Annotated in this window: 11 protein-coding genes; 6 read left to right on the forward strand and 5 right to left on the reverse strand. The window is 69.9% G+C overall.

Going from position 1 to position 9,706, the window contains the following annotated elements; all coding sequences use genetic code 11:
• Positions 1-175: 175 nt before the first annotated feature.
• Positions 176-709 (reverse strand): RNA polymerase subunit sigma-70, encoded by a 534-nt coding sequence (locus GT354_RS11370; protein WP_161356161.1) that lies wholly within the window; start codon positions 707-709, stop codon positions 176-178.
• Between the two features lie 309 nt (positions 710-1,018).
• On the opposite strand from GT354_RS11370, the gene GT354_RS11375 reads away from it, so the two are divergent.
• The 4 genes from GT354_RS11375 (at position 1,019) to GT354_RS11390 (ending at position 5,511) form a co-directional block, all read left to right on the forward strand.
• Positions 1,019-1,504: a MarR family transcriptional regulator gene (locus GT354_RS11375; protein ID WP_161356162.1), complete on the forward strand. Its 486-nt coding sequence runs from the start codon at positions 1,019-1,021 to the stop codon at positions 1,502-1,504.
• A 279-nt stretch (positions 1,505-1,783) separates the two neighbouring features.
• Complete coding sequence (ilvA, locus tag GT354_RS11380; protein WP_202511771.1) at positions 1,784-3,007, forward strand: threonine ammonia-lyase; 1,224 nt, start codon at positions 1,784-1,786, stop codon at positions 3,005-3,007.
• Positions 3,008-3,589: 582 nt separating this feature from the next.
• A complete protein-coding gene (locus tag GT354_RS11385) occupies positions 3,590-4,642 on the forward strand; it encodes an ATP-binding cassette domain-containing protein (protein WP_161356163.1) in 1,053 nt (350 codons plus the stop codon).
• Positions 4,642-5,511 carry an ABC transporter permease gene (locus GT354_RS11390; RefSeq protein ID WP_161356164.1) on the forward strand — a complete coding sequence of 290 codons (870 nt, stop codon included), beginning with the start codon at positions 4,642-4,644 and terminating at the stop codon, positions 5,509-5,511. Before GT354_RS11385 ends, GT354_RS11390 begins: the two co-directional genes overlap by 1 nt.
• 112 nt (positions 5,512-5,623) lie before the next feature.
• Here the strand turns inward: GT354_RS11390 and greA are convergent, their stop codons facing one another.
• Together greA and GT354_RS11400 are read right to left on the reverse strand one after the other, a co-directional pair.
• Positions 5,624-6,121, reverse strand: coding sequence for a transcription elongation factor GreA (greA, locus tag GT354_RS11395; protein ID WP_161356165.1), 498 nt, complete (start codon positions 6,119-6,121; stop codon positions 5,624-5,626).
• A 377-nt stretch (positions 6,122-6,498) separates the two neighbouring features.
• On the reverse strand, positions 6,499-6,882 hold the full coding sequence (locus GT354_RS11400; RefSeq protein ID WP_161356166.1) for a DUF4307 domain-containing protein: 384 nt from the start codon (positions 6,880-6,882) through the stop codon (positions 6,499-6,501).
• A 171-nt stretch (positions 6,883-7,053) separates the two neighbouring features.
• On the opposite strand from GT354_RS11400, the gene mca reads away from it, so the two are divergent.
• Positions 7,054-7,908 carry a mycothiol conjugate amidase Mca gene (gene mca / locus GT354_RS11405; protein WP_161356170.1) on the forward strand — a complete coding sequence of 285 codons (855 nt, stop codon included), beginning with the start codon at positions 7,054-7,056 and terminating at the stop codon, positions 7,906-7,908.
• Positions 7,909-8,154: 246 nt separating this feature from the next.
• Complete coding sequence (locus GT354_RS52540) at positions 8,155-8,403, forward strand: hypothetical protein (protein WP_202511772.1); 249 nt, start codon at positions 8,155-8,157, stop codon at positions 8,401-8,403.
• A 58-nt stretch (positions 8,404-8,461) separates the two neighbouring features.
• On the opposite strand, the gene GT354_RS11410 is transcribed toward GT354_RS52540, so the two are convergent.
• Together GT354_RS11410 and GT354_RS11415 are read right to left on the reverse strand one after the other, a co-directional pair.
• Positions 8,462-9,400 carry a cupin domain-containing protein gene (locus GT354_RS11410; protein ID WP_161356167.1) on the reverse strand — a complete coding sequence of 313 codons (939 nt, stop codon included), beginning with the start codon at positions 9,398-9,400 and terminating at the stop codon, positions 8,462-8,464.
• Positions 9,401-9,517: 117 nt separating this feature from the next.
• Positions 9,518-9,706 (reverse strand): hypothetical protein (locus tag GT354_RS11415; protein WP_161356168.1); only part of this gene is annotated, 189 nt, incomplete at its 5' end.

The raw sequence follows: 9,706 nt of genomic DNA on the forward strand, positions 1-9,706 counted from the left end.
GTGCCGAGCGCGGCGCCGGTCACCGCGAGCGAGCCGCACACGTGCCGCAGCCGCCTCCACTGCGCGCGGCGGCGCACCCGACGGGTCAGGTCGATCGGGAGCGGGCGATACGGGAAATCGGGCGGCTCGGGTACCGCGTCCTCGTCCTCGGCCCCCGGCGCCGTCACCGTCACGCTCATCGCGGCGCCCCCGTCCCCGAAACGACCGTCGCAACGGCCGTCTCGACCACCGACGCGACCCTCGCGCCCGACTCCCGGACCTCGGCCGACCGCGGCCGGTCCACCGACAACATCTCGGCCATCCCGCGCCGCCACGCGAGGGCCACCGCCTCGATCGGCAACCCCAGCGCCTGCGCCGCGTCGTGTTCGTCCAGGCGCGCGTACAACCGCAGTACGACCGCCGCCCGCTCGACCCGCCCCAACCGGTCGAGCGTGCTGAACGGCTCGCCCGCGTCCGCCGGTTCACCCTGATACCCGCGCGGCCCCGGACGCCACGGGTCCAGATAGCCCCGCAGCAGCGCGTGCCACGCGGTCCGGACCGGGTCCTCGCTCGGCAACCGGCTCCACTTCAGACAGGTATGCACCAACGCGCGCTCGACCCGACGCTCCGCGCGCCGACGATCGCCCGTCAAAAGGTCGGCCGCGTGCAGCAGTTGCGCACCGACGGTGTGTACGAAGACGTCGAACTCGCGAGCCTCGCGCTTGCGCACGATCCCCTCCCGCAGGTCTGCCGAGCGGATGCCCCGGTGCAGTGACCCGAGCCGACCCGTTGCCGTTGCCGCTCTGTTACCTCTGCTGCCCCACACTTGTTCGGGTAGTCGCGTGTCGCGACATATCGCCCCTCGGTACCGCATGCCCGGCGCCGGCGCCCCACTTCGGTGACGGCGCCGGAACCCTGCGTTGACGCAACGGTAAAACTTCGGACACCCCTTGCGGGGTGGAATCGCCCAGTCGGGCCCGGTGATCCCGGTCCGCGCAATATCCTCGGAACACCACATCGGATCGACGAACGAGCGGCGATGACACCGGACCAGGCCCCTGACGACCCCACCGGCTCTGCCGACCCGCTGTACGACCGCCTCCAGCACGAGGTGGCGTTGTTCGCGCGGCGCGCGGAACAAACGCGACTGGGCGCCGTCGGAGAACTGCGCAACTCCATGGACCGCGCCGCCTATCTGCTGCTCGGCCGACTGGAGACCGGCGGCCCGATGGGGGTCAAGGCACTCGCGCAGGCGATGTCGATCGACTCCTCCACGGTGACCCGCCAGGTCACCCCGCTGGTCGAACAGGGCCTCGTGGACCGGATCCCCAACCCCGACGACGGCCGAGCCGTCCTGCTCGAACTCTCCACCGAGGGCCGCGACCGCCTGCACCAGGTGCGCCACGCGCGCCAACGCCTGATGGCCGAGATCTGCGCCGGCTGGAGCGACGACGACCGCACCCGCTTCACCGAACTCCTCACCCGCTTCAACACCTCGATGGAACGCCGCCAGTCGCGCACCTGAACCCCCACCCCTCCGCCCCGAACCGAACCACCCGAGCCGGGCCGAGCCGAACCGGTCTGAGCCGGCCTGAACGGAGCCGGGCCGGGCCACCCGGGCCGAACCGAGCGGAGCCGAGCCCCCAGCCCGTCCGGCGTTTGAGGACAAGCCCGCGGCTCGGGAGCGCGAGCCGTCCGGTTCAAACACAGCCCGTCCGGCGCTTGAGGACAAGCCCACCGCAGGCGAAAGAAAAACCCCAACCGCCCGTCCGGCTTCGAGGACACGTGGTGCGACACTCGGCACATGAGCAGTCCTGCCCCCGCCCAGGTGACGTTGCACGACATTCGTATTGCGCGAAAGATGCTCGAAGGGGTCGTCAGGGCAACCCCGATAAGGCCGTGTCGTGCGTTGACCGACCGCCTCGACACGCCCGTGTTCCTCAAGTGCGAGAACCTCCAGCGCACCGGATCCTTCAAGATCCGCGGCGCGTACGTACGGATCGCGGGCCTGTCCGAGGCCGAGCGCGCCCGCGGCGTCGTGGCGGCGAGCGCGGGCAACCACGCGCAGGGCGTGGCCTTGGCCGCCCGCACGCTCGGAGTCGCGTCCACGGTGTTCATGCCGGCCGGCGCGCCGCTGCCCAAGGTGGCCGCGACCCGCTCCTACGGCGCAGAGGTGATCCTCGGCGGTGACAACGTCGAACACGCCCTCGCCGCCGCGCGGGCGTACTCCGACGAGACCGGCGCCGTGTTCATCCACCCCTTCGACCACCGCGACGTCGTGGCCGGCCAAGGCACCGTGGGCCTGGAGATCCTGGAACAGTGCCCGCAGGTCCGTACGATCCTCGTCGGCACCGGCGGCGGCGGCCTGCTGGCCGGAATCGCCGTGGCGGTCAAGGCACTTCGGCCCGACGTCAAGGTGATCGGCGTGCAGGCCGCGTCCGCCGCCGCCTACCCGCCCTCGCTCGCCGCGGGCGTGCCCGTGTCGCTGCCCTCGTTCGGCACGATGGCCGACGGCATCGCGGTCGGCCGCCCCGGCGAAATCCCCTTCGGGCTGATCCGAGACCTCGTCGACGACGTCCGCACGGTCGGTGAGGAATCCCTGTCGCAGGCCCTGCTCCTGTGCATGGAACGCGCCAAACTCGTCGTCGAGCCGGCCGGCGCCGCGTCGGTGGCGGCCCTGCTCGAAGGCGGCGAGTCGATCGAGGGGCCCGTCGTGGCGGTGCTGTCCGGTGGCAACGTGGACCCGCTGTTGATGCTGCGCGTACTCCGCCACGGCCTGGTCTCGGCCGGTCGATACCTGACCCTGCGGGTACGCATCCCGGACCGGCCGGGCGCACTCGCGACGCTGCTGGGCCGACTGGCCGAGACCGACGCCAACATCGTGGCGGTCTCACACGTGCGTACCGAGGCGACGCTGCGCATCGGCGAGGCAGACGTGGACCTTCAACTGGAGACCAAGGGAACCACCCACTGCGCGGCCGTGGTCGAAGCGCTGTACAGCGCCGGATACACGGTAAGCAAAAGCTGAACCACCCGATCAACCAAGCCAAGCCGAGCCGAGCCGAGCCGAGCCGAGCCAGCCGAGCCGAGCCGGCCCAGCCGAGCCAGGCCAAGCCAAGCCGAGCCAAGCCGAGCCAAGCCGAGCAAGGCCGAGCCGAGCAAGGCCAAGCCGAGCCAAGCCGAGCCAGGCCGAGCCGAGCCGGCCCAGCCCAGCCGAGCTGAGCCAGCCGAGCCAAGCCAAGCCGAGCCAGCCCAGCCGAGCCAGCTGGCCGGCCGGCCAGCCGAACCAAGCCAACCCAATCAACCCCACCCAAACCGCACGATCACCCAAACCCGAACCGCACGATCACCAAAGCCGAACCGGCCCCGCCCGCCACCCGGTTGTCGGTGCGGTGTGCTTGAGTCGACTCGCAAGCCATATCCGCCCACGGAGGACGCGATCGAATCCCGCACCGCCTCGATCACCAACGGTCGGTACAGCCGCAGCACGTGACGAGTGGTTGCACCGAGGTGAAAAGCGGTCGCATGCTCGGCGCGTTGGGCGCATGGTGGAGATCACCATCGATCGACCACACCCCTGCCCGACCCGCACGAGGAGTGATCCACCGACATGCAGGAAGCGATCGTCGCCGAAGGTCTCGTCAAGACCTTCGGCTCGGTCCGAGCGCTCGACGGCGTGGACGTGAGTGTGCCCACCGGCACCGTCCTGGGCCTGCTCGGACCGAACGGCGCCGGCAAGACGACATGTGTGCGCGTACTGACCACGTTGCTCAAGCCCGATTCGGGTCGAGCCGTCGTGGCGGGCCACGACGTGCTCAAGAGCCCCAACGCGGTGCGCCGCTCGATCGGCCTCTCCGGGCAGTTCGCGGCGGTGGACGAGTACCTCACCGGCCGCGAGAACCTCCGGATGGTCGGCGAGCTGTACCAACTCAGCGGCAAGGACGCCAAGCGCCGCGCGACCGAACTGCTCGCCCAATTCGACCTGTCCGAGGCCGGGGACCGGCCCACCAAGACCTACTCGGGCGGCATGCGGCGCCGGCTCGACCTCGCCGCGGCGCTCGTGGTCCGGCCGCCCGTGATGTTCATGGACGAGCCCACCACCGGTCTGGACCCACGCAACCGGATGGCGCTGTGGCGGGTGATCGAGGAACTGGTCGCGGGCGGCACGACGTTGATGCTGACCACGCAGTACCTGGAAGAGGCCGACCACCTCGCACACGACATCGCCGTGGTGGACCACGGCAAGGTGATCGCGCGCGGCACCGCCGACCAGCTCAAGGCCAAGGTCGGCGGTGAGCGCGTCGAGGTCGTCGTGCACGACGCGGAGCGGCTGACCGACGCGACCGAGATGCTCGGTGCGTTCGGCAAGGGCGAGATCGGCGTGGTCAAGCTCCAGCGGCGGATCACCGTCCCGGTCACCGGCGGCGCGAAGCTGCTCGCCGAGATCATTCGCGAACTCGACTCGCGCGGCATCGAGATCGACGACATCGGTCTGCGCCGACCGACCCTCGACGACGTGTTCATCTCGCTCACCGGCCACGCCGCCGAGACCGACGACGGCAATACCGCCGACCCGGGCGATACCGACGCCACGGGCGACAGCGACACCGCCGGCGACGGCGCCGAGGCCCCTCGCGGCAGCACGAAGGCGGTGAAGAAGTGATGGCGACCCTGACCGAGTCACCGGCTCCGGCCCCGGCGCCCTTGGGCGCACCCGTCGTGCGCGGCGGCATCGTGCAGTCCGTGCGCGACTCGATCGTGATGACCCGACGGAACCTGATTCGCATGCTGCGGATTCCCGAAATGGTCATTTTCGGGATGATTCAGCCGGTCATGTTCGTGCTGATGTTCGCGTACGTCTTCGGCGGCGCGATCGGCATCCCCGGCGTCGAGGACAAGACGGCGTACCGCGACTACGTGATGGCCGGCATCTTCGCCCAGACCGTCACGTTCGCGACCGCGGGCGCCGGTGCGGGCATCGCCGACGACATGCACAAGGGCTTGATGGACCGGTTCCGCTCGCTGCCGATGTCGCGCGGCGCGGTGCTGACCGGGCGCACGATCGCGGACGCGGTGCAGACCGCGCTGACCATGGTGGTCATGGTGATCTGCGCACTGATCGTCGGCTGGCGGATGCACGACGGTGTGCTCAAGGGAATCGGCGGCCTCGCGCTGCTCCTGCTCCTGGGCTACGCGTTCTCCTGGATCGGCGCGCTGATCGGCCTGTCGGTGCGTACCCCGGAGGCGGCCACGTCGGGCGGGCTGATCTGGCTGTTCCCGCTGTCGTTCCTGTCGATCGCGTTCGCGCCGCCGACCACGCTGCCCACGTTCCTCCAGCACATCGCCTACTGGAACCCGTTCAGCGCGACGGTGCAGGCGGCCCGGGTGCTGTTCGGCACGCCGGGCGCCGATCAGGTGTCGAACGCGTGGCCCATGCAACATCCGGTGTGGGCGTCGCTGATGTGGTCGATCCTGATCATCGTGGTGTTCCGGACCTGGTCGGTGCGCAAGTACCGCTCCGCGGTCTCGTAAGCCACCCGAGCACAGCGGAACGGCCCGACCGGGCACGACGCGTGCCGTCGCGACAGCACTCGGCCCGGCTTCCCGAACCGAGCGGGGGAGCCGGGCCGAGTCGCGTCGTTGCTCAGCCCTTGTAGGGCTTGGCCTTGATGACCTCGACGTCCATGCTCTTGCCGTTCGGGAGCGCGTAGGTCGCGCGGTAGCCGGCCTTCTTGCCGTTGATCGCCTTGCCCAGGGGCGACTGCGGCGAGTAGACCTCGATGTCGGTCACGGCGTCCTCGCGCGAGCCGAGCAGGAAGGTGGTGGGGTCGTCCTGGTCGCCGTCGAAGACGACGGTGACGACCATGCCCGGCTCGACGATGCCGTCGTCGGCAGGCGCCTCGCCGACCTTGGCGTCCTGGAGCAGGCCGATGAGCTGGCGGATGCGCAGCTCCTGCTTGCCCTGTTCCTCCTTGGCCGCGTGGTAGCCCGCGTTCTCCTTGAGGTCGCCTTCCTGGCGAGCCTCTTCGATCTTCACGGCGAGCTCGGCACGGCCGGGACCCGACAGGTGTTCCAGCTCGGCCTTGAGCCGGTCGTACGCCTCCTGGGTGAGCCAGGTGACGCTTGCGCTGGTCTGGGTCACGGGGTGCTCCTCGTAGATCTGCGACAGGGGTTGCGTACAGGTTGCGTACGGGTTGCGTACGGGAGGTGCGCGCGACCGGGGCACGCACGACGCGCGCTACCGGCCTTCACATACATCCAGTACATACACCAGCGCCCCCTCACGGTCCGCGGTGTGAACACCTCGGGTCGGGAGGGGACGAAGCTTCGAGAGTAACAATCTCCCGACGTCTCGGGCAGTCACGGCCGAGTGGGTGACTCAGCCCACTCGTACGTAGTCCACTCGATCAGGCGACGCGGCAGTGGTGCGGCAGTGGTGCGGGACAGTGGTACGGCAGCGATGCGGCGACCGCGAGGGTCACCCGGCACCGCAGTCGCCCCGGCCGCCCCGGTCGAACCTCAGACGGTGTGGCAGTCCTCAAGCTCGGCCGTGTTGGGCTTGCCGGCCGTCTGCAGCGTCTCGGTTCGGTCGATCTTCTTCTCGCCCTTGTCGAACCGCAGTTCGCGACGGCCGACCTCGATGCCGTCCTTGTCCCGCGAGCGCAACACGCACACGGCTTCCTTGTCGGCGTCCTTGCGCACCTCGATCTGCGCCTCCACCGACGAATCGGACGTCACCTCGAAGCTCGGAATAGACCCGCGCACGCCGGGGTTCGCCACATCGAGGCCGATCCAGATCGTCGCGGAGACCAGCAACACCAGGAAGACGGCGAACGCGATCTTGAGACCGCGGTCGTTGCGGGTGGCGCCCTTGCCGTAGCGGGTTGCGGGCGTTGCGCTCACCGTGTCTCCTGCGGGGAAGGGCCCGGGTTTACGCCCGGGCGAGATCTATCGGCCACTATATGTCGGGTGCGAAAGCACCCTCCGACAGGTCCCGGCGGCACGACGGGCCGGCGGGCAGAGGGCACGTGAAGAGGAGCGACGTTTCCGGTGAGTGACGATCGGCTGAGGCTGATGGCGGTGCACGCGCACCCCGACGACGAGTCGAGCAAGGGCGCGGCGACGATGGCGCGGTACGTCGCCGAGGGGGCCGACGTCCTCGTCGCGACCTGTACCGGCGGCGAACGCGGCTCGGTGCTCAACCCCGCTCTCCAGGGCAACCCGGAGATCGAGGCCAACATCCACGAGGTGCGGCGCAAGGAGATGGACGCGGCGCGCGAGATCCTGGGCGTGCGGCAGGCGTGGCTGGGCTGGGAGGACTCGGGCCTGCCCGAGGGCGACCCGTTGCCGCCGCTGCCCGACGGGTGCTTCGCGGTGCTCGACGTGGAGAAGGCGGCCGAGCCGCTCGTGCGGCTGATCCGCGAGTTCCGTCCGCACGTGGTCACCACGTACGACGAGAACGGCGGCTACCCGCACCCCGACCACATCCAGACCCACAAGATCACCATGGTGGCGTTCGACGCGGCCGGTGACCCCGACGCGTATCCCGATTCGGGCGAGCCGTGGCAGCCGCTGAAGCTGTACTACAACCAGGGCATCTCGCTGGCGCGGATCGTCGCGCTGCACGAGGGGATGCTCACCCGCGGTCTGGAATCCCCCTACGGCGAGTGGATCGAGCGCTGGGGCGAGCGCGACGAGCGTGACATCACCACGCGCGTCCCGTGCGCGGACTGGTTCGAGACGCGCGACCGCGCGTTGATCGCACACGCGACGCAGGTCGACCCCGAGGGCTTTTGGTTCCGGGTACCGATAGAGGTGCAGCGCGAGGTGTGGCCGACCGAGGACTACGAACTGGTGCGGTCGCTCGTCGACACCGACCTCCCCGAGGACGACCTGTTCGCGGGGGTACGCGTCGGCGCGAACCGCTGAACCCCTGGTCCTCGGAACCCCTGGTCCTCGGAACCGCTGAACCTCCGAACCGCTGAATCCTCGCGCCGAGCGGCCCCCGGCCGACCGTCCCCGAGCGGTCGCCCGGACCGATCCAAGCCGCCGATGGGCGACCATTGACCCGAACGAGGGCCCGGAGAGCACATCTCCGGGCCCTCGGTGCATACGCGCGGCCGAACGGATGTCACTCTTGAGCACAAGGAGTTCCGATCCAGGAGGTAGTTCGTCATGACACCGCTCGCGCTCCAGCTCGCGGTCGAGGAAAGCAAGGTCACGCCGGGCCTGCTCGGGTTCCTGGTCGTCGCCGGGCTCGGCATCGCGACATGGCTCCTCCTGAAGTCGATGAACCGGCAACTGAAGCGAGTCGACTTCGACCCCGACCACAAGCCCGCCCCCACCCTCCCCGGCCACGACAACGACGCCGCAGCCGCCGAGCAGGCGAAGCAGCGGGAAGGCAACGGCGCGCCCGTCGCCTGAAGGTAGGCGAACTTCGAGTTCACCCTCGGTCCGTATGCGACCTTCGGCGGCCGCATCCCTACTGCGCCGGGTTCGGCCCGCCCTCGCCGGACCGGCTCAGCGCGGCGGCCAGGCCGCCGGGGACGTACGGCGTTGCCGACTGCCTGGCCCGGAACTGCCGGAGCGAGATCCGGGACCAGTCCAAGCCGGCCAGATACTCGGTCAGTACATCGACCCGCTCCCGCAGTACGGCACCACCGTCGAACTCGGCGAAGACCGGCGGGAGGGCTTCGCGAAGCGGCTCGGACTGCTCGGCCGCCGCCGCCAGCAGGCTGCGTAGGACCGTCTCCCACGTGACCGAGCGCAGACTCGTCGACAGGTGCAGCGAGGGCTCGTCGGTGGTCTCGCCGACGTGCACGAATCCGCGCGGGATGTAGAGGCACTCGCCTTCCTTGAGTACCACGTCCAGTACCGGCTCGGTCGGCATCCTCGGGTCGACCGCTTCGACGCGGCTCGGCCAGCGCTTCGTGGGGGCGCTGATCTGCCAGCGCTTGGAGCCGTGCACTTGTCGGAGGAAGACGCTCACCGGGTCGTAGTGGGGAGCTATGCCGCGTGCCCGAGCCGGTGTCAGAAAGGCCGTGCAGTCTGCCTCGTAGCCGGTCTCTCGGGTGAGCGCCGCAGCGAAGCCGGCCACCTCGGGGCTGTAGGTCTGGAGCTCCTCGAGCACCAGAGTGGCGCCCGCCCCGACGGACTCGGTGACCTTCGCGTTGTCGGCCAGCTTTTCGCGGCTCCTGGCATTGCTCCCGCGATCGCGCAGGATGGCCTCGGACGGCAGCAGTTCGCCGTCGCGGAAGAGCCGCACCGAGGTCAACGGAAGGCCGCTGTGGACGAGCCGCTCGGCCGCGTCGAGCGAGAAGACATCGCTGAAGTCGCCCAGACCGGCGCTGACGAAAGGCTCACGCTCCCAGGCGGTCCGGAGCGCTCGGAGATCGTCCACGAGCCGGAGCAAGCCGTCCATGAAGGCCTCCCAGAGTCGGCGGCGTCGAACGGAAACCGGCTTGTGGAGTCCCGGTTACCCGGGATTCCACAAGCCGGTCGGGTCTCCCGCCGGCCTGCGGCCTGACGGGGGGTCAACTTATGCCGGTGCGCCCAGTTGCACACCGCACCACGCGTTGTCCTCGTCGTCGCCCGCGCTGTGCGCCTGCACATCCGGGGTCGCCCCGAGGGTGGAGCCCAGTTGTACGCCGCACGGCGCGTTGTCCTCGTCGTTGCCCGCGCTGTGGGCTTGGACATCCGGGGTCGCCCCGAGGGTGGAGCCCAGTTG

Origin of the sequence: Streptomyces sp. SID3343, from assembly GCF_009865215.1 — a bacterium.
GTDB lineage: Bacteria > Actinomycetota > Actinomycetes > Streptomycetales > Streptomycetaceae > Embleya.